The organism is Achromobacter sp. B7 (assembly GCF_003600685.1).
GTDB lineage: Bacteria > Pseudomonadota > Gammaproteobacteria > Burkholderiales > Burkholderiaceae_B > Achromobacter > Achromobacter spanius_B.
Genome location: NZ_CP032084.1, coordinates 3,947,217 through 3,971,840, shown reverse-complemented (window position 1 = coordinate 3,971,840; position 24,624 = coordinate 3,947,217). Strand labels below are relative to the sequence as shown.

Sequence of the window (24,624 nt, the reverse complement as noted above, 5' to 3'; positions counted from 1 at the left end):
GGCGCGGATTGTCCTGTACGGCATGACAAATATTCCTGAAATTGGCCTCTACTGTCCGCCAGGTGGAACGCATAAGCTCTGCGTCAGTCGGCGCCACCCCCTTTCACATTGGCGCGACCCACTCCAGGCAGCGCCTTTTTGACCATTCATCTTAGTAACGTCGCGGCGAGCCAGCCCGAATCGGCCGGCGATTGCTGCATCACGCGCACGTTTCGCCACACCGACTTTTCCCGTGGCTCATCCCCCGTCATCAGGGTCGACCATTTCGACATGACGGCCTCGGCCGCGCCGGCCCCGTGGCCGCCCGAGCCGCGCCCCGGCTGCTACGTCGCCACCTTGCTGCTGGAAGATACGCGGGGCAGCCTGCTGAGCTCCGGCGCCGACGGCGATGACCAGGACGTGCAGGCGGGCGACCTGCATTGGGCGCGGGCGGACGCCGGCGCTACCCGGGTGCGCCAGCCGGCCAATGGCGCGCGGCCCAGTGGTTGGCGGCTGAACGGCTTGCGTATTGTCGTGGGTCCGCTGGACGCGGCGGATGCGGGCAGCCCCGCGCCCGCGTTGATCCGGGGCTGGGAGATGCCGGTGATTCAGACTGACGCCGGCCGTATTCGCGTGGTGGCGGGCAGCCATGGGGGCTGGCAATCGCCGCTGGTGACGGCGGCATCGATGCTGGTCCTGGATGGGTGGCTGCGCCCGGGGGCGACGCAGCTGGTGCCGTTGCCGCCCGGCTGGAACGCCTGGCTTTACGTCGTGTCTGGTGAGCTGGGCGTGCGCGCGCGGCACCGCCGCACCGGCGCGCCGGCGTTGCCCAAGCAGATGGGCGGGGATCCCGACTTCGCCGTCTTGGACACGGGCTGCGCGCTGACGGCGTCCGCGTCCACGTGCGCATCCGCGTCGGCGGGGAATGAGGAAGGCGTGTTGGTGTTGATGGCGGGCAGGGCGCCGGTGCACTTCGTGCTGGTGGGCGGGCCAGCAGGCGGGCCGGTGTCCGCGCGGGGTGTGTCCGCTGGCACAACTGCGGCGCCTGTCACAGCGAAGGCCAAAGCCACGGCCACAGCCACAGCCGGAGCCGCTGCCGAAGTCACAACCGCATCCGCGGCCGCTGCCGCAGCCCCAGCCCCAGCCCCAGCCCCAGCCACAGCCACAGCCACAGCCAAAGCCAAAGCCAAAGCCAAAGCCAAAGCCACGACCACGGCTGCTGTCGCTGGCCCAGCCGCTCCCACGACCACCGCCCGGACCATGCCGACCACCCCACGTCGCCGCGCCGGCTCCGAGTCCGTCCCTACATGACCCTGATTCCACCAGGGCTGTTTGTTGCGTGACGGCAACGTCGCGTAAAAGCGAAAACGGGGACGAGTGAGAATGATTATCGATTTGATAATATTTGCGCCTTAAGACCTCAAGACCCCTGGGTGAACGGGCTCGGTCAGGGCCTGGTGCCAGGCTTTCACGGTAGTGCCAGCTGATACGCCGTTTTCCGTGCGTCATTCCATCGGGATTGTGTGTTTCTCCGCGCGGCAACGCGCACTTACCGTCCCCTGACCCCGATATGAAAATTCGAACACTTGCCTGCGTGGCCGCAACGCTGCCGTGCATCAGCGCCGTCCACGCTCAAACCGCCACCCCCGTTCCTGCGCAAACCGGCACCGCCGGCGGCTCCGTAGTGTCGATGGAAGCGATCAAGGTCGAAGCCAGCGCCGACGCCTCGGCGGGCGGCTTGGCGGTGCCCTTTGCGGGCGGGCAGGTGGCCACGGGAGGCCGAGTGGGCATCCTGGGCACGCAAGACAACATGAGCACGCCGTTCAGCATTACCAGCTACACGAACGAGTTGATCCAGGACAAGCAGGCGCGCAGCGTGGGCGATGTCTTGCAGAACGATTCCGGCGTGCGCGTGGCGCGTGGCTTCGGCAATTTCCAAGAGTCCTACTTCATTCGCGGCTTCATCCTGAGTTCGGACGACGTGGCGTACAACGGCTTGTACAGCCTGCTGCCGCGCCAGTACATTGCCACCGAATTGTTCGAGCGCGTGGAAGTCCTGCGCGGTGCAACGGCTTTCCTGACGGGTGCAACGCCGGGCGGCGGCGGCATCGGCGGCGTGATCAACCTGGTGCCCAAGCGCGCGCCCAACGAACCGCTGACGCGTGTCACCACCGGCGTGGGCAGCGGCGGCCAGTTCCAGCTGTCGACCGACATCGCGCGCCGTTTTGGTCCCGACGACAGCACGGGCATCCGCCTGAACGCCGCGCAACGCAGCGGCGACACGGGGATCGACGACGAACATTCGCGTACCAGCCTGGTGTCCCTGGGTATCGACTGGCGGTCGGCGGATACGCGCTTGTCGGGCGATATCGGTTGGCAGGAAAACAAGCTGAAGCGGCCGCGTCCGAACGTGACGATGGGCTCGACGGTAACCACCGTTCCCGACGCACCGGACGCCAGCTCGAACTATGCGCAGCCGTGGTCGTATTCCAATGAACGCGACGTGTTCGGCACCCTGCGCGCGGAGCATGATTTCAGCGACAAGCTGACGGGTTGGGCGGCATACGGCTTTCGCCGCAGCGATGAGGCGAATTCGCTGGGCAACGTGACGTTGACCAATGGCAGCACGGGCGCGGGCAACTTCTATCGCTTCGACAATACGCGCGAAGACAGCGTCAACACGGGTGAAGTGGGCCTGCGTGCCAAGCTGCGCACCGGCCCCGTCGGCCATGAAGTGGTGGTGTCGGCTTCCTTCTTCGATCTGAAGAAGAAGAACGCGTACATCATGGATTTCGGCAACACGTATCCGACGAACATCTACGATCCGATTTCGTACGACAAGCCGGCGTTCAGTGCCGGTGCTTTGCGGGGCAACGATATCGACAACCCAGCCTTGCAAGGACGCACGCGCATGAGCAGCTACGCCTTGGGCGACACGATGTCGTTCCTGGACGACAAGGTGCTGCTGACCTTGGGCATCCGCCATCAACGTATGTCGACTCGCAGCTATTCCTACGACAACGGGACCGGTAACGGGGGCAACGAAACGGGTGCATACGACAAGAGCCGAAATTCGCCGGCCGCTGGTGTTGTTTTTAAGGTGGCGCCAAGTGTCTCTCTGTATGCCAACTACATTGAAGCGCTAGTGCAGGGCGATACGGCTCCCGCGAACGCTAACGGCAAACCCGTACCCAACGTTGGTACAGTGCTGTCGCCCTATGTCTCCAAACAAAAGGAGATTGGCGCAAAGTACGAAGGCGACGGGCTGGGGGCGGGCCTTGCACTGTTCTCTACCGACAAGCCGCGGTCCGCATACAACGCCAACAACGAGCTGACGGCCTCCGGTAAAGACCGGCACCAAGGCGTAGAACTGACGGTCTATGGCGAGCCGATCCAGTCTGTTCGCGTTCTCGGCGGACTCACGTGGTTGGACGCCGAGCAGCGTTCTACCGGCAAGCCATCAATCGACGGCAACCGCGTGATCGGCGTGCCTCGCTTCCAGGCCAACATGGGCGTGGAATGGGATATCCCCGGCGTGCAAGGCCTCGCGGTCGATGGCCGTGTGGTCTACACCGGTTCGTCGTACGCTGACGACGCCAACACCCTGAAAGTCCCCGGCTGGACGCGCTTTGACGCCGGTCTGCGCTACATGACGGACGTCGACGGCCACGTCGTGACCCTGCGCGCCCGCGTTGAGAACATCGCCAACCGCAACTACTGGTCGTCGGTTGGCGGGTACCCCGGCAACGGCTACCTGGTCCTTGGCGGCCCGCGCACGTTCCTGCTGTCGGCCAGCATGGACTTCTGATCGCTGCACGACAGGTCACGCAAGCGAAAAAAATCCCGGCCCAGGCCGGGATTTTTTTGTTTTGGAAAGGGCGTCTCAACCGCCGATCACACTGCTTCCTGAATCGTCATATGCACTTGCAGGCCCGCGGATCGTCAAGTGCCGTACCCAAAAAAGGTGACGAGTTCCGGGCCTTTCACGCGGCGGTTATACCAATTTTTGTATAGAGATCAAGGCAAGCGCGGCAGTTGCTATCGGCTCACCACAACCACCCCCCACGCGTCAGGTCGCTTTCGCAGCTTTTGTATTGCGACGTGAATTTTTCCGCGCGTGCCTGCACCTTTTGCGACACCGTTTTCAACCATGCCTTGCGGTCGTAGCTGCGGTTGCGGTAGCCGGTCCAGCCTTCGTGGTAGTTCAGGTACTGCCCGTAGGCGTCCCACTTCGAGATGCCGTTGAGGCGTTGCGACTTGCTCATGTACCAGCCCATGAAGTCGAGCGCGTCGGCAAAGTCGTCGCGGCTTGAGCCCCAGCCGCCGGCTTCGCGCTTGTAGTCGGCCCAGGTTTCGTCCTTGGCCTGGGCGTAGCCGTAGGCGGAGCTGACGCGGCCCCAGGGGATGATGCCCAGGAAGTAGTAGCGGGGCGGCACGGCGTCCTGCTTGAAGGAGGATTCCTGGTACATCATCGCCATGGGCACCGGCACGGGCGCGCCCCATTTCTTCTGCACCTTCAGGGCGGCGTCGTGCCAGTCGGGCTTTTCTCGGAAGATCGCGCAAATGTTCTCGGGGTTCGATGGCGGCGCCGTGGCGCAGCCGGCAAGCGCCAGCAGTAGCAGCGGCGGCAGCAAAAGCCGGGTCATTGGCGGGCTTCCTCCTTGGGGTGGGGGCGCGGTTGAAGGCAGCGCCCGGGGCGTGACAACGGTTGACAGTGTCACAAGATACCGCGATTGTATGAAAACGTATCGCCGGAAAAGTTCCGTCCCTGAAATGGGTGAGTAAGCCTGGTTGGTCGCGGGGAAGGACGCCGGATAAGCCGCCGCCCGAAGCGAACGGCGCCGGATTGGAAACCCCAGATTGCAAACGGCCCCGGATTGCTCCGGGGCCGTTGTCTGCATGCAAAGCCGGCACAGAAACCAGCTATCGCATATGGCGTGCACGCATCAGGCTTACACCTGAAAGGCTTACACCTCGATCACGTCGGCCACGTCCTTGTAGTCGGCGATCTTGTCGAAGTTCAGGTACTGGTAGATCTGGTCGCTGCTCTTGTTGATGACGCCCATGTCTGCCATGTACTCGTCCTTGGTCGGGATGCGGCCCAGCTTCGAGCAGATGGCGGCAAGTTCGGCCGAACCCAGGTACACGTTCGTGTTCTTGCCCAGGCGGTTCGGGAAGTTGCGGGTGCTGGTCGACATCACCGTTGCGCCTTCGCGCACTTGTGCCTGGTTACCCATGCACAGCGAGCAGCCCGGCATTTCCGTGCGGGCGCCGGCGGTGCCGAAGACGCCGTAGTGGCCTTCTTCGGTCAACTGCGTGGCGTCCATCTTGGTCGGCGGGGCGACCCACAGCTTGACCGGGATGTCGCGCTTGCCTTCCAGCAGCTTGGACGCCGCGCGGAAGTGGCCGATGTTCGTCATGCAGCTGCCGATGAACACTTCGTCGATCTTGGCGCCGGCAACTTCCGACAGCGTCTTGACGTCGTCCGGGTCGTTCGGGCAGGCCACGATGGGCTCGTGCACGTCGGCCAGGTCGATTTCGATGACGGCGGCGTATTCGGCGTCGGCGTCCGGCTCCAGCAGCTTGGGGTCCGCCAGCCAGGCTTCCATGGCCTTGATACGGCGGCCCAGCGTGCGTTCGTCTTCGTAGCCGTTGGCGATCATCCACTTCAACATCACGATGTTGCTGTTGATGTATTCGATGATCGGTTCCTTGTTCAGGAACACCGAGCAACCGGCAGCCGAACGTTCAGCGGACGCATCCGACAGTTCAAAAGCTTGCTCGACCTTCAGGTCCGGCAGGCCTTCGATTTCCAGGATGCGGCCCGAGAAAATGTTCTTCTTGCCTTGCTTGGCCACCGTCAGCAGGCCTTGCTTGATGGCGTACAGCGGGATGGCGTTGACCAGGTCACGCAGGGTGACGCCGGGTTGCAGCTTGCCCTTGAAGCGGACCAGCACCGATTCCGGCATGTCCAGCGGCATCACGCCGGTGGCGGCGGCAAAGGCGACCAGGCCCGAACCGGCCGGGAACGAAATGCCGATGGGGAAGCGCGTGTGCGAGTCGCCGCCGGTGCCGACGGTGTCGGGCAACAGCATGCGGTTCAGCCACGAGTGGATCACGCCATCACCCGGGCGCAGCGACACGCCGCCACGGGTGCTGATGAATTCCGGCAGCGTGTGGTGCGTCTTGACGTCCACGGGCTTGGGGTAGGCGGCGGTGTGGCAGAACGACTGCATCACCAGGTCGGCCGAGAAGCCCAGGCAAGCCAGGTCCTTCAGTTCGTCGCGGGTCATCGGGCCGGTGGTGTCCTGGCTGCCGACCGAGGTCATCTTCGGTTCGCAGTAGGTGCCCGGGCGGATGCCCTTGCCGTCCGGCAGGCCGCAGGCACGGCCAACCATCTTCTGGGCCAGCGTGTAACCCTTGCCGGTGTCGACCGGGTCTTTCGGCAGGCGGAACAGCGTCGACGGGGCCAGGCCCAGTGCTTCCCGCGCCTTGCTGGTCAGGCCACGGCCGATGATCAGCGGAATGCGGCCACCGGCGCGCACTTCGTCGAACAGCACGTCGGACTTCACTTCGAATTCAGCGATGACTTCGCCGTTCTTCAACGCCTCGCCATCGTAGGGGCGCAGTTCAACGACGTCGCCCATTTCCATCTTGGACACGTCCAGTTCGATCGGCAGCGCGCCGGCGTCTTCCATCGTGTTGTAGAAGATCGGGGCAATCTTGTTGCCCAGGCACACGCCGCCAAAGCGCTTGTTCGGCACGAAGGGGATGTCTTCGCCCGTGAACCACAGCACCGAGTTGGTGGCCGATTTGCGCGACGAACCCGTGCCGACCACGTCGCCCACGTAGGCGACCAGGTGGCCCTTTTCTTTCAGCGATTCAATGAACTTGACCGGGCCGCGCTTGCCGTCTTCTTCCGGTTCGAACGCCGCGCCGTCGCGCTTGTTCTTCAGCATCGCCAGGGCGTGCATCGGGATGTCGGGGCGGGTCGTGGCGTCGGGCGCGGGCGACAGGTCGTCGGTGTTGGTTTCGCCAGGCACCTTGAAGACGGTGATGGTCAGGCTTTCCGGCAGTTCCGGACGGCTGGTGAACCATTCGGCGTCGGCCCAGCTTTGCATCACGGACTTGGCGTTGGCGTTGCCCTTGTCGGCCTTTTCCTTCACGTCATGGAAGGCGTCGAACATCAACAGGGTCTTTTTCAGCGCATCGGCGGCGATGGTGCCGATTTCCGCGTCATCCAGCAGGTCGACCAGCGGGCCAATGTTGTAGCCGCCGAGCATCGTGCCCAGCAGTTGCGTCGCCTTGGCACGGCTGATCAGCGCACAAGCTTCCTTGCCCAGCGCCACGGCGGCCAGGTAGGACGCCTTCACCTTGGCGGCATCGTCCACGCCGGCCGGCACACGGTGGGTCAACAGTTCGACCAGATTCTGCTCTTCGCCAGCGGGCGGGTTCTTCAGCAGTTCGATCAGTTCGGCGGTTTGTTTAGCCGTCAGGGGCAGCGGGGGAATCCCCAGAGCCGCGCGTTCGGCAACGTGTTGGCGGTAGTTATCCAGCATGTGAGGCCTGCTCAAAAGTCGGGTTGGAAGAAGGGTTGTCGGCCGGAATTGTAGAGGGAAGAGGGGGCGGCAAGCAAATGTCTTATATCTTATATAAGACTATGGTCCGTCCCTTGTTGTTGGGTGGCGACGTTGGGAAGCAGACGGCGCGCCGTTGCCGCCCGCAGCGAAGGGCGCCAGCCAGCAAAATGGCGGCTCGATGGCCGCCATTACGAATTCAATGCTGGACGGGCAGGCGCAATCCTAGCGCGTGGCTACGTCATAAACGACGGCAACCCGGGCAAAATTGCCACCAAATTGCTTCACGTCCATTTCGAACGGGGCGCTGTCGCCCGGCTTGAGCTTGGGCAGGCGTAATTCCTTGAACAGGGCGCCCGATAGCTTGTCCTGCGCGTCGTACAGGCTGACCCAGACCCGCACGTTTTCCACGTCGACCTGATCCTCGTTGCGAACGCGGCCGTGAACCGTGACGTATTTGTAACGATAGCGATAGCTGAAATTCAGCGTGCCGGTGCCGATCCCGGCCTCGGTGTTTTCAACCGTGACGGCCAGCTTGGGACGCGGGCCGGGCAGGGCGGCGCGTTTGGCCGGCAACCAGTTGGTCTTGACCTCGGTCACCCGTTCGAAGCTGCCGCCCGACAGCATCACCGGCACCCGCTCGCCGGGGTAAAGGTGCGTGGGCAAGGTCCATTCCTGGCGCAGGTTCAACGGTCGAGAGCCGTCAAACACCGAAATTTCAACGCGGGGCGACAGGGCAATGTCGGTGTTGCTGGTGTTGGACAGCTCCGCGAACATCACCGGCCGCTCGATTTCATCCAGCAGGCGGCGTGGCGCCGACAAGCTGAACGCCTTCGGGTCGAACAACGCGAAGTTCGGGTCCAGCAGTTCTTCGGTGGACAGACGCACGTGGTCAATGACCCGCACATTCGCGGGGCTGACGCGGTGCATGCGGCTGGTGGAAGCGGTTTCCTTGGGCGCATCCTCTGCCGGCTTGGCCACGGCCGTGTTGGCGGACCCGGCCGGCGTTTCATGCCCCAGCTTGTTCGCCACCCAGGGGCCAACGGCGGTGTACTGGGTCAGCGCCACGCCGGCCGCCGCCAGCATCAGCAGCACCAGCGCGGTTTTGGCCGGCCAGGCAAGCGGCTTGGATTGGGAACGGTCAGCTTTCACTTTGCACCATGTAGTCGTAGGACGCGACCTTGTCGTCGCCAAGCATTTCGCAGCGCACGTCGAACGCCGTCATGGCGCCCGACGCCAACGCGCCCGCGCTGCCATAGCCGTTGCCGGTGCCGATCAACGCGCCGTCCTGGCCGTAGAGCAGCACGGTGATCTGCGCGGCGCCGGCCTCTTTGGCGCCGTCGTTCTTGAGCAGGCCGACCAGGCGATACGCGCCGTCGTTCTTCACCAGTTGCACCTTGCTGGCGGACACGTCGTTGTTCTTGCCGCGCGCCGGCGTCGGCGTGGCGACCTGTAATTCGTAGCGCGAGTAGGCTTTTTCAGGGGCCGAGATCAGCACCGGCGCGTATTCGCCCGGTTCCAGTGACCGTGGCGATGGCGTGGACAGGGTCGACGTCAGCGTCAGGTCGCCCTGGAAGAACGTTGCCGTGACACGCGGCACGTCGATCTTCTTGCCCGTTTCGTTGCGCATGATCATCACCAACTGCTTGCGGCCGCGGATCTGGACTTCGCGCACGTCCGTCAGTTTGACCAGCGACGCGTCAATGGGCGGGGCGACGGGCGTTGGGCGGTAAGGGGTCGACGGGCTGGACGTCAGCATCGACGCCACCAGCGGCACGAAAATCACGGCAACCACTACCAGCACGATGGCCGCCAGCGCACTGGGCTTGATCTGCGCTTGCCTGGCCGGCTGCTGCATGCCGCGCAATATCTTTTCTAGCCGCTGGGCAACGTCGTCCTCCACCAGCGTCAAGGCGTGGCAATGGTTGCAGCGGTATTCGTTGGGGGCCAGTTTGGTGAATTGCGCGCTGCCGCAAGTGGAGCAGGTCAGCGTGACCGTGTTGATCGTCGTGTGTTTTGGTGTCATGCGTTAAGCGTCATGCGTTTGGCGTCATGTTGGCGGAGCGTGCATGGGGGACGGACAGGGCGGCAAGGATAGCGGCAGCGCGCCGGGGGCGGGGTGCAGGTGCGCTTCTAGTTGTGACGATATGTGCCAAAAGCGACGCCCCGCCGCCTTATCGCGACAAACGAACGCTGTTCGTCCGGGTGATATCATCGCCGCGACAAAAACCCGGCCCCACGCATGAGCATTTCCCATCACCTGCTGTTTCTGGCCTGCGTGGCGCTGGCCACCTATGCCCAGACCATGACCGGCTTCGCGTTCGGGCTGGTGCTACTGGGTCTGTCCGGCGTATTTCAGCTGGCCTCGGTGGCCGAAGTGGCCAACGTGGTCAGCGTGCTGTCGCTGGTGAACGCCGCCGTCACGCTGGCGCGCGCCAAGCCGCAAGTGAACTGGTCGCTGATGCGCCCGGCCATGGTCGCCAGCCTGGTGGGCGTTGCCGTGGGTGTGGCCGCGCTGACGTGGATCAGCGGATCCATGACGGTCCTGCTGCAACTGTTGCTGGGCATCACCATCCTGGCCTGCGCGGTGCTGCTGGTGGCGCGCGCCAAGCCATTGGAACGCTTGTCGTCCAAGGCGTCCTTTTTGTTCTTCGGGGGCATTTCGGGCGTGTTGGGCGGCCTGTTTTCCAGCGCCGGCCCGCCGATGGTGTATCACCTGTATCGCCAGCCCTTGCCGCTGGCGTCCATCCGCAACAGCCTGCTGGTGCTGTTCTCGCTCAATGCCGTGGTGCGGCTGGCGCTGGTGACGGGGCAGGGCCACTTCATGGCGTCGTCATTCTGGCTTAGCGTGCAGGCGCTGCCCGTGGTGATCGGGGTGACGTGGGTGGCGCGGCGCTACAGCACGGCGGGCTCCATGAAGACCGTGAAGCGGATGGTGTTCGTGCTGCTGCTGGCGGCCGGCATGGGCCTGATCGTGCCGGCGGCGCGGATACTGGCGGCCGGGTAGCCGCCAGGGGCGATGGGACAACGGCGCGCGGCACTTGCGCGTGCTGCCGCTGACCGGGCTTGGCCGCCGCTGATTACGCGTGGCCGCCGCTGATGTAGCGTTCCAGTTCGTGGATGATGAATTTCTGTTCGCTCATGATGTCCTTGACCAGATCGCCGATGGACAGCAGGCCGATGAGCTTTTCGTTGTCGATGACCGGAAGATGGCGGAAATGCCGTTCGGTCATCATGGCCATACAGTGCTCGCGCGTATCGCCCGGGCCCACGTAATACACCGAGTCGGTCATGATGTCGCGCACTTTGGTGCTGCGCGACGAGCGGTCTTGCAGGACGACTTTGCGGGCGTAGTCGCGCTCGGACAGCATGCCCAGCACCGTATCCCCTTGCACGACCACCACTGCGCCGATGCTGCGTTCGGCCATGGTCTTGATGGCGTCGAACACCGAGGAATCCGGTGAAACCGTCACGACGGCATTGTTCGACTTTTCCCTGAGAATCTCAGCCACTGTTTTCACGATGTGCTCCCGGATCGCTGACAAGGTTCAAACGCCAACCGCGCGTCGCGCCCTTGGATAACGGCCAGGGCGCCGCGGCGCGGTCATGCTCCATCCTAAGCCTGCTGGCCACCTTGCCGCAAGCGGGGCCTATTTGGCCGCCTTGGGCCGGAAGGCGTGGGCGGCCACTTCGCGCAGGTTGCGCGCGGCGCTGCGTTCGGCCCCCGGGTTCCATGCCAGCGAGATCCCGATCGACGCATCCGCCGGAAAATCGGCAAGCGTTTTGGTGATCACATTGGGGCTGGGGTGACGGCGGGCGCCGGCCGGCACCAGCGCCACGCCCAAGCCGCTTTCCACCAGGCTCAACAGGGTTTGCACCTGCACGGCTTCCTGCGCGATGCGGGGCGTGAAGCCGCGCAGCTGGCAGGCGTTGATGGCGGCCATGCGCAGGCCGGCCGCCTCGGTGGCGGTGTACATGATGAAGGGTTCGTCGGCCAGGTCGGCCAGCCGGATGCGGCCGCGGCGGGCCAGCGGATGGCTGTTGTGCACGGCCAGCACGAAATTTTCGGTGGTCAGCGGCGCCAGCCGCACGCGCGAGCCCATGGCCACCGGCACACGCACGATGCCCACTTCCAGCGCGTCCTCGGCCAGGTCCTGCATGATGCGTATCGAGGTGGCTTCGCGCAGCACCACTGTCACGCCCGGATAGCGTTGGCGAAACAAGGGCAGCACGCGCGGCAAGATGGCGTGCGTGGCGGATCCGACGAAACCGATACGGACGGTGCCGCCTTCACCGACAGCCCCGGCACGGGCAGCCAGCCGGAATTGCTCGGCATGAAACAGCGCGCGGCGCGCTTCGTCCAGCGCCGCCAGCCCGGCCTCGGTCAGCTGCACGCCTTGCCGGCCACGCACGAACAGCGGCACACCCACCATCTCCTCCAGCTTGCGGATCGACACCGACAGCGGCGGTTGCGACATATGCAGCTTTTCGGCCGCGCGGTGAAAGTTCAGCGTGTCGGCAAGCACCAGAAATTGCTGCAAGTGGCGAAAGTCCATGGAAGGGGTCCAGGGCGGCATGGGCTTTCGATGATACGTGCTGTGTGTCGCGATGTGTGTGGTGTGGTGTGTGGTGCTGTGTGTCGCGAATGTGTGAGGTGCTGCGTATAGCGATGTGTGTGATGTGTGTGATGTGGTGTGTGGGGCTTGGTATCGCGCGGTGTGCCGTGCGGTGGATCGCCGCCGGCATCCGGGCTATCCCTTGCGGTATCGCCGCGTCAGGCTTGACCCTGCGCCACGCGGCGGATGAGGTCCAGTGCACTGTCTTCGCCTTGCAACGCATGGGCGCCGATGTGTGCATGCCAGAAGGATTCCGACCCTGCCGCCAACCGCCAGTCGCGCAGGCGGCGCGTGTAAAGCTGCAAGTCGAATTCGGCGGTGACGCCGATGGCGCCATGCACCGCGTGGGCGATGTCGGCCACCCGCGGCGCCGCCTGGCTGGTTCGCGCTTTGCCGACGGCAGCTTGCATCGCATCGGGCATCACGCTGGGCATCACACCGGGCATCGCACCGGGCGTCGCACCGGGCGTCGCTGCCGGCATCGCGCTGGGGATCGAACCGGGCGTCTCACCCGGCATCGCATTGGGCAGCGCACCGGCCATCACTCGGGGCAAATTGCCGGGCTGCGTGTCCTGGCTTTGAAACGCCAGCTGCGCGGCCATGTTCGCTGCACACACCTCTTCGGCCATCACGCTGATCTGCTGCTGCACCGCCTGGAAGCGGCCGATGGACTTGCCGAATTGAGCCCGGGTGTTGGCGTAGTCCAGGGTCATCGTCAACACGCGCTCCATTGCGCCGGCCATCAGGCCCGCGTAGGCCGTGGCGGCCAGCAGGGCCAGGGCATCCGGCGTATCGGCCGCGCGCTGCCCGTTGTGCCCGTCCGGCCCGTCCTGCCCATGCCGCCCGTCCTGTCCGTCCCGCCCGTCGTGCCCGTTCCGCCCCAGCCGGCCCTCCCGCCCCTCCCGCCCGTTCTGTTCATCGCTTGCGCGGATAGGGCCCAGGCATTGCGCGTCGGCCAACGCCCATGACGCCTCGCCGTCCAGCGAGCCATGTACGCCGTTGCTCTGCACATCGGCCGCTTGCACGGGCAACAGCCACGCTTGTCCATCGATCTGCGCCAGCACGTGGCTGGCCACGCGTATCCAGGGCACGTTCTTGCCGGCGATGCGGTGGTCGGCCACGGACAGCCCGTGCGGGGCCAGCGCGATCGGCCCCGCGGGGCGCGCATGTCCGTGGGCCGCCAGCCAGCCGCGCGCCAGCATCGTATGTGCGATGGGGTAGGGGCACAGGTGACGGCCTGCCGCCAGCACCACCGGCAGTGCCGCCGCCAACGGCAGCCCGGCGCCGCCCAGCGACTCGGGCACCAGCGCATCGGCGAATCCCGCGTCCTCGCACGCCCGCCACGCGGCATCAATGGGCTGCCCCTGCTCGGCGGCGCGCAGCAGCGCGGGCGTGCAGGTTTGGGCGAACAGGCGTTCGGCCGCGTCGCCCAGCAGGTTGTCGGAAAGCGTGTCGCCAGCGTTGTTCATGATGTAGCCCTTGTCCGTCCGTATTCGGTTAACGCGCCGCAGATCATCCTGTATGACATCAGCGGCCTGATATCAGCCCAGTGACATCAGCCCAGTGACATCACCGGCCTGACATCATCGGCCTGACATCAGCGGCCTGACATCAGCCCCGTGACATCAGCCCGCGCCTTACCGCAGCCCCAGCCCGCGCGCGATGATGCCGCGCAGAATTTCACGGGTGCCGCCGCGCAGCGAGAACGTGGGCGCAACCTGTTCCAGGTACGTCAGCGTGCGCAGCAGGGGCAATGGGGGCGGCAGGTTGGGGTGACGGCCCAGCGCGTCGCCGAGCAGGCGGGGAATTTGCTGCTCCAGTTCCGTGCCCAAGTCCTTCACCAGCGCCGCTTCGGTGGCCGGGCTGCCGCCCGCGGCCAATTTGCCCGCCACCGCCAGCGACATCGCCCGCAACACCGCCATCTGCGACAAGATGGCGCCCAAGGTCGCGCGGTCCACGGCGTCGCCCGACAAGGCGCGGCAGTGCGTTAACCAGCATTCAAGCAGCGCAACGCTGGAATACAACCGTTCCGGGCCGCTGCGCTCGAACGCCAATTCGGCATTGACCTGCGCCCAGCCCGCGCCTTCTTCACCGATCAACGCATCGTCCGGCAATTCCACGTTGTCGAAGAACACTTCCGAGAAATGCGCATCGCCGGTCAAGTCTTGAATCTGCCGCACCGACACGCCGGGTAGCGACAGGTCCACGATCAGCTGCGACAGACCCTGGTGCCGGTCCTGGGCCGAGCCCGACGTGCGCACCAGCGCAATCATGTAGTGCGAGCGGTGCGCGTTGGTGGTCCAGATCTTGCTGCCGTTCAAGCGCCAACCGCCAGGCATCGGCTCTGCCCGCGTGCGGATGCTGGCCAGGTCCGAGCCTGATCCCGGTTCGCTCATGCCGATGCAAAAGAACGCCTCGGCGCGGCAGATGCGCGGCAGGTAAAACGCCTTTTGGGCGGGGGTACCGACCTTCAGGATCAAGGGGGCGCTTTGGCGGTCGGCGATCCAGTGCGCCGATACCGGCGCGCCCGCGCCCAGCAATTCCTCGGACAGCACGAAACGCGCGAAATGGCCTCGGTCAGCGCCACCGAATTCGCGCGGCAACGTCAGGCCCAGCCAGCCGCGTTCGGCAAGCTGGCGACTGAAGCCCGCGTCAAACCCCATCCAGGACCGCGCGCGTTCATCCGGCTCCAACCCGTCCAGCGTGTCCGTCAGAAAGGCGCGGATATCCGCGCGCAGCGCTTCGTCGCGGGCGGGGATGGGGGTCAGGTCCAGCGGTTCGATCATGGTCCGGTTCCGTTGCGACGCCGCCTGGATGGCGGGCACGTCAGGGCACTATCCGGCAGCGCCACCACCGCCGTCCAATATTATTTTTGGCCTTTTCGATACCGGATTCGTATCGCCGGTGCAAAAACTAATATTGGACGCTGCCCGGCCACGCGCCTACGCTGGACATTCTTGCCGGCGCGCGCGGCGGCGATCCAAAACCTGTAATCGGGAAAGGGAAAACATGACGGAACTCGTGCATTTTGAATTGGACGCGGACGGCGTGGCGACGCTGACGCTGGATGACCCCGCTACGCGTAACGCGCTGACCGGCAGCGATATCGTGGACCAGATGCTGGCCATCTTCGCGCGTATCGAGCACGACCCCGACGTGCGCGTGCTGATCCTGACCGCGACAGGCAAGGTGTTTTCATCGGGCGGCAACATTCACGAAATGCAGCGCCAGATCGGGCCGGACGTGAGCCCGGCCGCGCTGCGCCAGGAATATCGGCACGGCATCCAACGATTGCCCTTGGCCTTGCACGCGCTTGAAGTGCCCACCATTGCCGCCGTCAACGGCCCGGCCATTGGCGCGGGTTGCGACCTGGCCTGCATGTGCGACGTGCGCATCGCGGCGGAGTCGGCCACTTTTGCCGAGAGCTTCGTCAAGCTGGGCATCATTCCCGGCGACGGTGGCGCGTGGTTTTTGCCGCGCTTGATCGGCATGGCGCGTGCCGCCGAAATGTCGTTTACCGGCGACGCCATCGGCGCGGCCACGGCGCTGGAATGGGGCCTGGTGTCGCGCGTGGTGCCGGGCCAGGAACTGCTGCCGGCAGCGCGCGCGCTGGCCGGACGCATGGCGGCCAATTCCCCGCAGGCCGTGCGGCTGACCAAGCGCCTCTTGCGCGAAAGCCAGCATGCGCGCCTGGACGCCTTGCTGGAACTGTCGGCGGCGTACCAGGCGCTGGCCCACAAGACCGACGCGCACGCGGACGCCGTCGCCCAATTCCTTGCGGCGCGGCGGCGCTAGGCCGGCGTTATGATGGAAAACATCACAAGGAGGAAACACCATGAATGAAGTTATCGTCGCATCCGCCGTGCGCACCGCCATCGGCGATTTTGGCGGCGCGCTGAAAGACGTGCCGCCCTGCGACCTGGGCGCCACGGTTATCCGGGCCGCGCTGGAACGCGCCGCCGTCAAGGGCGAAGAAGTCGGCCACGTTGCGGTGGGCCACGTCATCAACACCGAACCCCGCGACATGTACCTGTCGCGCGTGGCGGCCATGAACGCCGGCATCGCCAAGGAAACCCCTGCCTTCAACGTCAACCGCCTGTGCGGTTCGGGCTTGCAGGCCATCGTGTCGGCCGCGCAGACCATCATGCTGGGCGATGCCGATATCGCCATCGGCGCGGGCGCCGAAAGCATGAGCCGCGCCCCATACATCGTGCCCTCGCAACGCTGGGGCGCGCGCATGGGCGACAGCGTCATGCTGGACATGATGACCGGCGCCTTGTCCGACCCCTTTGGCCGCATGCACATGGGCGTCACGGCCGAAAACGTGGCGGCCAAATTCAACATCAGCCGCCAGGACCAGGACGCGCTGGCGGCCGAATCGCATCGCCGCGCCGCCGCCGCCATTGACGCTGGCTACTTCCGCGACCAGATCGTGCCGGTGGTGCAAAAGACCCGCAAGGGCGAAGTCGTGTTCGACACCGACGAACACGTGCGCCGCGACGTCACCGCCGACACCATGGCGGGGCTCAAGCCGGTGTTTCAGAAAGAGAACGGCACGGTCACGGCGGGCAATGCGTCGGGCCTGAATGACGGCGCGGGCGCCGTGGTGCTGATGAACGCCTCGGTAGCCGCCAAGCGCGGCATCAAGCCGCTTGCGCGCCTGGTCGCCTACGCGCACGCGGGCGTCGACCCCAACATCATGGGCATCGGCCCGGTGCCCGCCACGCAGGCCGCCTTGAAGCGCGCGGGTCTGACGGTGGACCAGTTGGACGTCATCGAAGCCAACGAAGCGTTTGCTGCCCAGGCGTGCGCCGTGGCGCGTGAATTGAAGCTGGACCCCGCCAAGGTCAACCCCAACGGCAGCGGCATCGGGCTGGGCCACCCTATCGGGGCGACGGGCGCGATCATCACCGTCAAGGCCCTGCACGAACTGCAACGCGTGGGCGGCCGCTATGCGCTGGTGACGATGTGCATCGGTGGCGGCCAAGGCATTGCCGCGATCTTCGAACGCATTTAAGGGTTTGATGCCGGTTTGGCTGCGGCTTCGGATGCAGCCGAGCGACGCAGCCGAATGACGCAGCTGAATGACGCCGCCCAGCGCCCCGCCTCCCCGCGGGGCGCTTTTCCTTCATGCCTGGCCCAGATAGCCCGCCGCCCAGGCCTGGCACTCGGCCCGCAGCAGCTCGCCCATCTCGGCGCGGCGCGGCGCATCCAGCCGGCTGCTGATGGCGCCGAAGCTGAACGCCACCCACGTCAACTCCGATACCGGAAACGCGACGCCCACGCCCGAGACGCCCGGCGTGATCGTATCCACGATTTCAGAATGCCCCGTGGCGCGCGTCTGCTTGACGGCCTTCATCAACGCCGCGCTTGAGACGCCAATCTGCGCGTAGCTGGCCGCGTGCCGCGCATACAGCGCCGCGATTTCTTCGTCCGGCAAACTCGCCATCAACGCCAGCCCGCCCGCGCCCACGCCCAGCAGCCGCCGTTCGCCTTGGTCGATGGTGAACACCTTGACCGGAAACGAGCCCGCCTCACGCAGCAGGCACAAGGCGTAATCCCCCTGGCGGATCACCAGGAACACGGTGTCGCCCGACAATCGGGCCAGCTTCTGCGCGAAAGGGCGCAGCGCATCCAGCAAGGGCGTGCGTCGCAACGCCGCGAACCCCAGCTGCATCGAGTCCACGCCCAGGCGATAACGCCGCGTGCGTGCGTCGCGTTCGGCGAATTGCTCTTCCAGCAGGCAGCTCAACAGGCGGTGGGCGGTGGACCGTTCCAGCCCCGTCGCGCTCATCACGCCTTGCAGGTCGATGCCGTCTTCCTGATGCTGCGCCAGCACGCGTAGCAGGCCCAGCGCGCGCCGCATGCTTTGGGTGCCGCCGGTAGCCATCGTCTTGTTCATATTGTGGGAAAAAGTGGTCGAATATTTTGTATTCTAGGATTCCAGGTGCGTTAATTCAATCGAATCGACCCATCGACCCGTGCCATCCACAAGCGCGGGCGTTGCAAAAGACGAGGAGACTATGGAATACGCCACCCTGGCCGTCGAGCACCACGACTCGATCTGCCGCATCAGCCTGGCGCGCGAATCGGCGCGCAATGCCCAAAGCCAGCAAATGCTGGATGAACTGGACGACGCCCTGACCCGGGCCGAACAAGACGACGCCGTGCGCGTCGTGGTGCTGGCCGGACGCGGCGCGCATTTTTCGGCGGGGCACGACCTGAAAGAAGCGCAAGCCAAGCGCGCCGACTTCACCGTGGAAGAACGCTGGGAATACGAGTCGCGCCGCTACTACGGCTATTGCCTGCGCATTTGGGATTTCCCGAAACCCACCATCGCGCAGGTGCAGGGCGCGTGCGTGGCGGGCGGCTTCATGATCGCCAACATGTGCGACCTGGTCGTGTGCGCCGACACCGCGTACTTTTCGGACCCCGTCGGCCACACGCTGGCCGCCGCCGCCACCGAAGTGCTGATCCACCCCTGGGTGATGGGCCTGCGCAAAGCCAAGGAAATGCTCTACACCGGCGAAAAAGTCGACGCGGCCGAGGCGCTGCGTATCGGCATGGTGAACCGCGTGGTGCCCGAGTCCGAGCTGGACGAGGCCACGCTGACGCTGGCCCGGCGCATTGCCCAGGCGCCGCCGTTCGGGCTGCGCCTGATCAAGCGCTCGTTGAACCGCACGGCCGATGCGCAGGGCTTTCGCACGGCCTTGTCGGCGCATTTCGACACGCACCAGCTGTCGCACCTTAGTGAAGAATTCCAGGCCGTTCGCGAACGCGGCCTGGCCCAGGCCATCCAGCGCAACAAGAAGGGCGAAACGGCATGAGGCCCGCGCTGGACTGCCTGCTGGACCCGCGCTCGATTGCCATGATCGGCGCCAGCGCCAACGCCGGCCGCATCGGCGGCATGCCGCTGGAACTGCTGACGCGCTTTGGCTACGCGGGCGGCATCTACCCCGTCAACCCGAAGTACCAGGAAGTGTTCGGCTTACGTTGCTGGCCCGACATTGAAGCCGTGCCCGAACCCGTGGACCTGGCCGTGCTGGCGATTGCCGCCGCCGAGGTCACGCCCATGCTGCGCCGTTGCCACGCCCGGGGCGTGCGCGCGGCCATCGTGTATGCGGCGGGTTTTGCGGAGGCGGGCGGCGAGGGCGCGCGCCTGCAAGACGAGCTGGAAGCGTTCGTGGCGCAAAGCGGCATGGCCGTGGCGGGCCCGAACTGCATGGGGTTTGCCAACTTGAACACGCAGGCGCACACCGCCTTTGCCTCGGTATTCAAGACGGCGCCCGCGCAAACGCAGCCGGGCGTGGTCAGCCTGCTGACGCAAAGCGGCAATGTGTGCGCGGCGGTGTACGCCATCGCGCGTCGGCTTGACCTGCCGTTTTCGCACTTCATCAATACCGGCAACGAGGCCTGCCTGGATTTCTCGCAATACCTGGAATATCTGGCGGCAGACGCCCACACCGAGATTGTGCTGGGCTACATCGAACAACTGCGCGATGGCGAACGCTTCGTGCGGGCCTGCCAGGCGCTGGAACGCCAGGGCAAGTTGTTGATTGCGTTGAAGGCCGGCAACACCGATAAAGGCGCGGCGGCGGTGCGTTCGCACACGTCGGCGCTGGCGGGCGACAAGCGCGTTTACGCGGCGGCGTTTCGCCAATTGAACGTGATCGAAGCCACCGACTTTGCACAGATGGCGCACCTGGCCAGCTTGGCCACGCTGCGCCATCGCAGCGCCGGCAAGCGCGTGGCGGTGCTGACGATGTCGGGGGCGCTGGGCGCCATCCTGGCCGACAAGTTCATCGGCGCGGGGCTGGAACTGCCGGATCTGCCCGACGACCTGCAAACCGTGCTGCGCGGCGGCATTCCGGACTACGGCATGGTTGGCAATCCGGTGGACGTGACCGGCAACGTGGTCAACGATCCGGCGTTTGTGCGCACGGTGTTGCAAGCCCTGGCCACCACCGACGCCATCGACGCCGTGGTGGTCTACGCGCCCGGCTACATGCTGGATCGCATGGCCGACGCGCTGGCCGAGGCATCGCGCCAGCATCAGCGCTTGTTCGTCGCCATCGACACCGGCCTGGCGCAAAGCCGTGCTGCCTTGCGCGAGGCCGAGGTCGCGGTGTTTGAAGACCTGGGACTAGCCGTGTCCGCGCTGGCGCCGTATCTGTTGTGGTGCGAGGCACGCGGCACGCGGCGGATGGCGGCGATCGACAACCCCACCGACCAACCCATCAACGTCAACGCCCCGCCCGTGCCGGCGCTGCCCTGCAACGAAGTGGACGCGCGCGCCTACGTCGCCGCCTTCGGGCTGCCGCAAGCGCTTGCCGGCGTGGCGCGCACGGCGGATGACGCGGTGGCCCACGCGCGCCAGGCAGGCTATCCCGTGGCGCTGAAAATACTTAGCGCCGACATCGCGCACAAGACCGAGGCCGGCGGCGTAGCGCTGGGGCTGGCCGACGACGCCGCCGTCCGCGCTGCGTTCGACCGCGTGCTGCACGCAGCGTCGGCCGCGCAACCCGACGCGCGCGTCGATGGCGTGATGGTGCAGAAGATGGAACGCGGGGTGGCGGAGCTGATCGTGGGCGCCACGCGCGACCCCGTCTTTGGCCCCGTGCTGACGGTGGGCCTGGGCGGCGTGCTGACCGAGATCTATCAAGACACCAGCCACCGTCTGCTGCCCGTGGACGAGGCCATCGCCATGCGGATGCTGCAAGAACTGAAGGCGTACCCCTTGCTGGACGGCTACCGGGGCAAGCCGCGCGCGGACGTGGCGGCGGCCTGCCGGGCGATTGTCGCCGTGGGCAACGCGCTGTTGGCCGCGCCCGCGCAGGTGGCCGAAATCGAAGTCAATCCCTTGCTGATCAAAGAGGCGGGACAAGGCGTTGCCGTACTGGACGCGTTGATCCTGCCCGCAACCCCGTAGTGCCACCGCGCCATGCGCGCAACGCATTCCCCAGGAGGAGACAGGCATGAAGAAGAGACAGGCAATCAAAGGGCTGTTGGCCGGCATGGCCTTCGCCGTGGCCGGCGCGGCCACCCCCGCGCTGGCGCAGGACGCGTATCCCAGCCGGCCCGTGCGCATCGTGGTGCCGTTCTCGCCGGGTGGCGCGGCCGACATCATGAGCCGCTTGCTGGCCGAACGGCTGACCGCCAAGCTGGGCCAGACCGTGATCGTAGAGAACAAGCCGGGCGGCGGCACGATGATTGCGTCCGACTACGTGGCGCGCGCGGCGCCCGACGGCTACACGCTGCTGATGGCCGCGTCATCGCTGGGCATCGCGCCCAGCACGTACGCCAAGGTCAACTACGACCCCATCAAGGACTTCACGCCCGTCAGCCAGGTGGCCTCGGTGGTGCATGTGCTTGAAGTGCACCCGTCGATTCCGGCCAAGAACGTGGGCGAACTGATTGCGTATCTGAAGGCCAACCCCGGCAAGGTCAGCTACGGCTCGGTGGGCGCTGGCAGTTCCACGCACCTGGAAGCCGAACTGTTCAACAGCATGGCGGGCGTGCAGATGGCGCATATTCCGTACAAGGGCAGCGCGCCGGCGCTGAACGATCTGGTGGCCGGGCGTATCCAGGTGATGTTCGACGCCTGGGCCTCGTCCGGCCCGTTCGTCAAGGACGGCAAGCTGCGCGCGCTGGCGGTGACGACCACGAAGCCCTCGGCCTCGGTGCCCGACCTGCCGACAGTGGCGGCTTCCGGCCTGCCGGGCTATTCGGCCATGCCGTGGCTGGGACTGGTGGCGCCGGCGAACACGCCGGCTCCGATCGTCGACAAGCTCTATACGAATCTGGCGCAGATCCTGCAACAGCCCGACGTGAAAGCGCAATTCGTGGGGTTGGGGCTGGACATCATCGGCAGCGACCCCAAAGCTTTCGCGGCGTTCATCCGGCAAGACGTGTCGACCTGGGCCAAGGTCGCGCGCGATTCGAATATCCGATTGGAGTAAGCGGTATGGATCGACAGGACAACGCGGCCGCTCGCATCCTGGCTCTGGACGACGACGCCTTTCGCCCGCAATTGCGCGCATGGCTGGCCGAGACCTATGCCGGTTTCGTGCGCGGCTGGCCCGGCGGCGCGTGCCCCCGTGACCTGGACTTTCGCCGGGCGTGGGAAGACACCTTGTGCGGCCACTGCTGGTCCGGCCTGGGTTGGCCCAGCGAATATGGCGGGCACGGCTTGCCGCTATCGCGCCAGGCCGTATTCCATGAAGAGCATGCGCGTTGCGGCGCGCCGTTGGGCGTGAACCTGATCGGCCACGGCATCCTGGCGCCTACGTTGCTGCACTTTGGCACGGACGCACAAAAGCGCCGTTTTTTGCCGGGCATATTGTCCAACCGCGACGTCTGGTGCCAGGGCTATTCGGAACCCGGCGCCGGGTCGGACCTGGCCTCGGTCCGCACGCGCGCCGAGCCGGTGGCGGGCGGGTATCGACTCAATGGGCACAAGATCTGGACGTCGTTCGCCGACCGCGCCCAGTGGTGCTTCGTGCTGGCGCGCACCGATGCCAACGTGCCCAAGCACAAGGGCCTGAGCTTTCTGTTGGTGGACATGCGCAGCGCGGGCGTCCGGGTCGAACCGATCCGCCAGATCACGGGCGACGCGGAATTCTGCGAAGTGTTTTTCGAAGATGTATTCGTGCCGCAAGACCTGTTGCTGGGCGCCGAGAACCAGGGTTGGAAGGTGGCGATGGCCGCCGCCAGTTTCGAACGCGGCACTTACTTCATTCCGCGTCTGGTGCGGTTTGCGCAAGAGCTGCAAGCGGTGCGGCGGCTGGCGCTGCGGCCCGACGCTTACGGGCACACGCCGGCTTCGTCGGCCGACGTGCGCCACCGTTGGGCGCGGCTGGCGGCCGACAGCCACGTGCTGGCGTTGAAGTCGCGGCGCGCGCTGGAAGGCGCCATGCGTGGTGATCCGCCCGGGCCGGAAGGGTCGTCCACCAAGATTCACTGGAGCGAGGCGCACCAGCGCCTGCTGGAGCTGTCCTTGCAGATGCTGGGAGAAGGCGCGTGCCTGGAAGGGGCGGGGCATGGCGCGGGCGACGGCAAGGGAGCCGGCAAGGCGGGCGCGGTCTGCAAGGCGGGTATCGATGCGGGTATGGATGCGGGTATCGATGCGGGTATCAATGTGCGCGGTACTGCCGGTGTTGAGGCCGATAGGGAAGCTGGCATCAGGCCCGCTTGCAACGCTTGTATCGAAGCCGATTTCAACGCCGATATCGACGCGGACGCGGCAACGCTGACGCACGCCTACTTGTGGTCACGCGCCGAAACCATCCTGGCCGGCACCTCCGAGATCCAGCGCAACATCATCGCCGAGCAGATGCTGGGATTGCCTAAAGCCTGAAGCCCAAAGCCCAAAGCCCAAAGCCTGATTCGAACCAACGCCGACACCATGACTTTTTCCTTGAACGAAGACCAGCGCATGCTGCAAGAATCGGCCGCGCGCTTTCTGGCGGATCGCCATCCGCCCCGCGTGGCGCGCGCCGCCGCGACGCAGCCGGCCGCCGATCGGCTGGCGCTGTGGCAAGACCTGTGCGAACAAGGCTGGCCCGCACTGCTGGCGCCCGCTGAACAAGACGGCCTGGGCCTGGGGCTGGCCGACGCCTGGGTGGTGGCCGAAGCGGCAGGGCGTCATCTGCTTAGCCTGCCGCTGGTGGCAAACCTGGTGCTGCTGCCAACCCTGTGCAAGGCGGGCTTGCCCGAGCCGGCGGCAACCTGGGCGCGCCAGATGATGCAGGGCCAGCGATATTTCGCGGATGTGACGCTGCGCCCGGACGGGTCTGCGTTTGTGGAAGGCGCAGGCCAGGGCGTGTCCGGCTTGGCGGTGCATTGCCCCGCGCCGGGCGTGTTGCGGCTGGAACACCACGCGCCCGTGGCGGGCAGGGCAGGGCTGGACCCGACGATGCCCGTCGCAAGCGTGGCGAGTCCTGACATAGCGGAAGCCGTGGATGTGCGGTTGGACGCCGGCCAGTGGCGGCGCGTGAAGACGCGGCTGACCTTGCTGCGGTCGGCCGAGCTGCTGGGCGCGGCAAGTGCCGCGCTGGACATGGCGGCGGCGTATGCCCGCGAACGGCGGCAGTTTGACCGCGCCATCGGCGCCAACCAGGCCATCAAGCACCGCTTGGCGGACGACTGGATGGCGCTGGACGATGCGCGTCTGGCCGGTCGAGCCGCCGCCGCCACGCACGATGCCGACGCGCCCTCGGCCGAACGCGACAGCCTTTACGTGCCGCTGCTGGCGGTGGAAGCGGGCCGGCGCGCGGCCCAGAACGCCATCCAGGTGCATGGCGCCATGGGGATCACCTGGGAATGCGATGCGCACTTGTATCTGAAGCGGGTGTTGCGCTTGGCGGCAAGCCTGCATGCGGACGCATCTTGCACCCAGTGGCTGGAGCGCATCTGGGAAGGCGCCGCCGAGGAAAACGCTGATCTGCCTTGAG

19 protein-coding genes are annotated in these 24,624 nt (G+C 65.8%); 10 read left to right on the top strand and 9 right to left on the bottom strand.

What is annotated here, in order from left to right; all coding sequences use genetic code 11:
* Positions 1-138 precede the first annotated feature (138 nt).
* Entirely contained in the window at positions 139-1,290 is a 1,152-nt protein-coding gene (locus DVB37_RS17890) for a pirin family protein (protein WP_205571573.1), read from the top strand.
* Positions 1,291-1,549: 259 nt separating this feature from the next.
* The gene (locus DVB37_RS17885) at positions 1,550-3,787 is read left to right on the top strand and encodes a TonB-dependent siderophore receptor (protein WP_046804070.1); all 2,238 of its coding nucleotides are present in this window, start codon (positions 1,550-1,552) and stop codon (positions 3,785-3,787) included.
* A gap of 238 nt (positions 3,788-4,025) precedes the next feature.
* Here DVB37_RS17885 and DVB37_RS17880 read toward each other — a convergent pair whose 3' ends face one another.
* The 4 genes from DVB37_RS17880 to DVB37_RS17865 all read right to left on the bottom strand — a co-directional run bounded on the left by DVB37_RS17880 (position 4,026) and on the right by DVB37_RS17865 (position 9,582).
* The gene (locus DVB37_RS17880; RefSeq protein WP_046804069.1) at positions 4,026-4,625 is read right to left on the bottom strand and encodes a lipoprotein; all 600 of its coding nucleotides are present in this window, start codon (positions 4,623-4,625) and stop codon (positions 4,026-4,028) included.
* Positions 4,626-4,946: 321 nt separating this feature from the next.
* Positions 4,947-7,538, bottom strand: coding sequence for a bifunctional aconitate hydratase 2/2-methylisocitrate dehydratase (acnB, locus tag DVB37_RS17875; RefSeq protein ID WP_120156352.1), 2,592 nt, complete (start codon positions 7,536-7,538; stop codon positions 4,947-4,949).
* 243 nt (positions 7,539-7,781) lie between these two features.
* On the bottom strand, positions 7,782-8,708 hold the full coding sequence (locus DVB37_RS17870) for an FxLYD domain-containing protein (protein ID WP_120156351.1): 927 nt from the start codon (positions 8,706-8,708) through the stop codon (positions 7,782-7,784).
* Positions 8,698-9,582, bottom strand: a complete 885-nt coding sequence (locus DVB37_RS17865) for an FxLYD domain-containing protein (RefSeq protein ID WP_120156350.1) — start codon at positions 9,580-9,582, stop codon at positions 8,698-8,700. The genes DVB37_RS17870 and DVB37_RS17865 overlap by 11 nt, the downstream gene beginning before the upstream one ends.
* A 216-nt stretch (positions 9,583-9,798) precedes the next feature.
* Between DVB37_RS17865 and DVB37_RS17860 the strand changes: the two genes are divergently transcribed.
* On the top strand, positions 9,799-10,563 hold the full coding sequence (locus DVB37_RS17860) for a sulfite exporter TauE/SafE family protein (RefSeq protein ID WP_046804065.1): 765 nt from the start codon (positions 9,799-9,801) through the stop codon (positions 10,561-10,563).
* 73 nt (positions 10,564-10,636) lie between these two features.
* Here the strand turns inward: DVB37_RS17860 and DVB37_RS17855 are convergent, their stop codons facing one another.
* From DVB37_RS17855 to DVB37_RS17830, 4 genes are all read right to left on the bottom strand, one after another.
* The gene (locus tag DVB37_RS17855) at positions 10,637-11,077 is read right to left on the bottom strand and encodes a CBS domain-containing protein (protein WP_046804064.1); all 441 of its coding nucleotides are present in this window, start codon (positions 11,075-11,077) and stop codon (positions 10,637-10,639) included.
* A 129-nt stretch (positions 11,078-11,206) separates the two neighbouring features.
* Entirely contained in the window at positions 11,207-12,112 is a 906-nt protein-coding gene (locus DVB37_RS17850; protein WP_120156349.1) for a LysR family transcriptional regulator, read from the bottom strand.
* Between the two features lie 218 nt (positions 12,113-12,330).
* The gene (locus DVB37_RS28745) at positions 12,331-13,641 is read right to left on the bottom strand and encodes an acyl-CoA dehydrogenase family protein (protein WP_240433915.1); all 1,311 of its coding nucleotides are present in this window, start codon (positions 13,639-13,641) and stop codon (positions 12,331-12,333) included.
* Positions 13,642-13,809: 168 nt separating this feature from the next.
* Positions 13,810-14,958 carry an acyl-CoA dehydrogenase family protein gene (locus DVB37_RS17830; RefSeq protein ID WP_120156348.1) on the bottom strand — a complete coding sequence of 383 codons (1,149 nt, stop codon included), beginning with the start codon at positions 14,956-14,958 and terminating at the stop codon, positions 13,810-13,812.
* Between the two features lie 223 nt (positions 14,959-15,181).
* On the opposite strand from DVB37_RS17830, the gene DVB37_RS17825 reads away from it, so the two are divergent.
* Both DVB37_RS17825 and bktB read left to right on the top strand, forming a co-directional pair.
* Complete coding sequence (locus DVB37_RS17825; RefSeq protein WP_046805447.1) at positions 15,182-15,967, top strand: crotonase/enoyl-CoA hydratase family protein; 786 nt, start codon at positions 15,182-15,184, stop codon at positions 15,965-15,967.
* 40 nt (positions 15,968-16,007) lie between these two features.
* Positions 16,008-17,189: a beta-ketothiolase BktB gene (bktB, locus tag DVB37_RS17820; protein WP_120156347.1), complete on the top strand. Its 1,182-nt coding sequence runs from the start codon at positions 16,008-16,010 to the stop codon at positions 17,187-17,189.
* A 111-nt stretch (positions 17,190-17,300) separates the two neighbouring features.
* On the opposite strand, the gene DVB37_RS17815 is transcribed toward bktB, so the two are convergent.
* The gene (locus DVB37_RS17815; protein WP_120156346.1) at positions 17,301-18,074 is read right to left on the bottom strand and encodes an IclR family transcriptional regulator; all 774 of its coding nucleotides are present in this window, start codon (positions 18,072-18,074) and stop codon (positions 17,301-17,303) included.
* Positions 18,075-18,195: 121 nt separating this feature from the next.
* Between DVB37_RS17815 and DVB37_RS17810 the strand changes: the two genes are divergently transcribed.
* Genes DVB37_RS17810 through DVB37_RS17785 form a run of 5 tightly spaced genes read left to right on the top strand, consistent with a single transcriptional unit; the run spans position 18,196 to position 24,623 of the window.
* Entirely contained in the window at positions 18,196-18,999 is an 804-nt protein-coding gene (locus tag DVB37_RS17810; RefSeq protein ID WP_046805444.1) for an enoyl-CoA hydratase, read from the top strand.
* Positions 18,996-21,101 carry an acetate--CoA ligase family protein gene (locus DVB37_RS17805; protein ID WP_120156345.1) on the top strand — a complete coding sequence of 702 codons (2,106 nt, stop codon included), beginning with the start codon at positions 18,996-18,998 and terminating at the stop codon, positions 21,099-21,101. Before DVB37_RS17810 ends, DVB37_RS17805 begins: the two co-directional genes overlap by 4 nt.
* 46 nt (positions 21,102-21,147) lie before the next feature.
* On the top strand, positions 21,148-22,131 hold the full coding sequence (locus tag DVB37_RS17800) for a tripartite tricarboxylate transporter substrate binding protein (RefSeq protein ID WP_120156344.1): 984 nt from the start codon (positions 21,148-21,150) through the stop codon (positions 22,129-22,131).
* 5 nt (positions 22,132-22,136) lie between these two features.
* The gene (locus DVB37_RS17795) at positions 22,137-23,528 is read left to right on the top strand and encodes an acyl-CoA dehydrogenase family protein (RefSeq protein WP_205571572.1); all 1,392 of its coding nucleotides are present in this window, start codon (positions 22,137-22,139) and stop codon (positions 23,526-23,528) included.
* Between the two features lie 48 nt (positions 23,529-23,576).
* Positions 23,577-24,623 carry an acyl-CoA dehydrogenase family protein gene (locus DVB37_RS17785; RefSeq protein WP_240433914.1) on the top strand — a complete coding sequence of 349 codons (1,047 nt, stop codon included), beginning with the start codon at positions 23,577-23,579 and terminating at the stop codon, positions 24,621-24,623.
* Position 24,624 lies beyond the last annotated feature (1 nt).

Coding starts and splice junctions, on each gene's coding strand:
- DVB37_RS17885 (WP_046804070.1), top strand. CDS start 1,550: ATGAAAATTCGAACACTTGCCTGCGTGGCCGCAACGCTGCCGTGCATC.
- DVB37_RS17880 (WP_046804069.1), bottom strand. CDS start 4,625: ATGACCCGGCTTTTGCTGCCGCCGCTGCTACTGCTGGCGCTTGCCGGC.
- acnB (WP_120156352.1), bottom strand. CDS start 7,538: ATGCTGGATAACTACCGCCAACACGTTGCCGAACGCGCGGCTCTGGGG.
- DVB37_RS17865 (WP_120156350.1), bottom strand. CDS start 9,582: ATGACACCAAAACACACGACGATCAACACGGTCACGCTGACCTGCTCC.
- DVB37_RS17860 (WP_046804065.1), top strand. CDS start 9,799: ATGAGCATTTCCCATCACCTGCTGTTTCTGGCCTGCGTGGCGCTGGCC.
- DVB37_RS17850 (WP_120156349.1), bottom strand. CDS start 12,112: ATGGACTTTCGCCACTTGCAGCAATTTCTGGTGCTTGCCGACACGCTG.
- DVB37_RS28745 (WP_240433915.1), bottom strand. CDS start 13,641: ATGAACAACGCTGGCGACACGCTTTCCGACAACCTGCTGGGCGACGCG.
- DVB37_RS17830 (WP_120156348.1), bottom strand. CDS start 14,958: ATGATCGAACCGCTGGACCTGACCCCCATCCCCGCCCGCGACGAAGCG.
- DVB37_RS17825 (WP_046805447.1), top strand. CDS start 15,182: ATGACGGAACTCGTGCATTTTGAATTGGACGCGGACGGCGTGGCGACG.
- bktB (WP_120156347.1), top strand. CDS start 16,008: ATGAATGAAGTTATCGTCGCATCCGCCGTGCGCACCGCCATCGGCGAT.
- DVB37_RS17815 (WP_120156346.1), bottom strand. CDS start 18,074: ATGAACAAGACGATGGCTACCGGCGGCACCCAAAGCATGCGGCGCGCG.
- DVB37_RS17810 (WP_046805444.1), top strand. CDS start 18,196: ATGGAATACGCCACCCTGGCCGTCGAGCACCACGACTCGATCTGCCGC.
- DVB37_RS17805 (WP_120156345.1), top strand. CDS start 18,996: ATGAGGCCCGCGCTGGACTGCCTGCTGGACCCGCGCTCGATTGCCATG.
- DVB37_RS17800 (WP_120156344.1), top strand. CDS start 21,148: ATGAAGAAGAGACAGGCAATCAAAGGGCTGTTGGCCGGCATGGCCTTC.
- DVB37_RS17795 (WP_205571572.1), top strand. CDS start 22,137: ATGGATCGACAGGACAACGCGGCCGCTCGCATCCTGGCTCTGGACGAC.
- DVB37_RS17785 (WP_240433914.1), top strand. CDS start 23,577: ATGACTTTTTCCTTGAACGAAGACCAGCGCATGCTGCAAGAATCGGCC.